The organism is Mucilaginibacter psychrotolerans (assembly GCF_004519315.1).
Classification (GTDB): domain Bacteria; phylum Bacteroidota; class Bacteroidia; order Sphingobacteriales; family Sphingobacteriaceae; genus Mucilaginibacter; species Mucilaginibacter psychrotolerans.
This window is the reverse complement of record NZ_SOZE01000086.1, coordinates 1-891: the sequence shown is the minus strand read 5'-3', so window position 1 is coordinate 891 and position 891 is coordinate 1. Positions and strand designations below refer to the sequence as shown.

1 protein-coding gene is annotated in these 891 nt (G+C 37.7%); it reads right to left on the bottom strand.

Annotation, left to right across the window (positions count from 1 at the left end; genetic code table 11):
- A partial coding sequence (locus tag E2R66_RS28135) for an IS982 family transposase (protein ID WP_134738025.1) occupies positions 1-828 on the bottom strand: 828 nt, incomplete at its 3' end.
- Between the last annotated feature and the right edge of the window lie 63 nt (positions 829-891).

Sequence of the window (891 nt, the reverse complement as noted above, 5' to 3'; positions counted from 1 at the left end):
TGAGTATGCGATTAATCCAGCCACGATATTAGCGATAAAGTTGGCGAAACACCTATGCCTGGAATGCTCGATCTGGCAAATGTTTTTGAGCTCATCATTGACTGTTTCTATCACCGACCTTTTGCGTAATAATATTTTGTCACTCATCGTCATCAGGCTATTTTTCATGTTGTTTCGGATACTTGTAACAAGATGTATATCATTGACAAATAAGATATTGGTGAGCTTCTCGGATATATACCCTTTGTCAGCAAAAAGCTTGCCGAACACGGCTTTAAGAAAACTTTCATTCTTAAGTGGTTCCCTGTCATCGACATTAGCCTGTGTAATAGCAAAGTTCAATATCTCGCCCTTGTCATTGATTACAATATGCAGTTTAAAACCATAAAACCAGCCCATCGTAGATTTACCTACTTCTGCTATCCCTTTGAATACCTTATTCCTTTTGATCCGTTTATTGTTGCAAACCCTGATTGGCGTTGAATCAACAAATGATATGCCCGAACAGGCCCCTAAACAACAGGTTTTAAGAAAAATAGTCATGGGCATCAGTACACTTTGGCTAAGTTCAACGAAACGGTTATAGGATACCGTTTTGGGGAATTCACCCTGCATGTGCCTTTGAATATAGAACATATAGAAGTGCTTGAAGCAACGGAACCCACTGAGGTGAAAAAGCAAACAGATGGATATAACTTCGCTCTTAGACATCAACGGAGGGCGTTTAGAAGGCTTTCCCAGGACAAAAAGCTTTGTAGTTTCATCAAAATCTTTACAGAACTCATCAACAAGACAGAAAATATCGCTAATTTTATTGAAGTCAATCATGTGGAAATGTATTTAAATATTTGAATTTCAGACACTTAAATATACTTACATTTCCTTTGATTG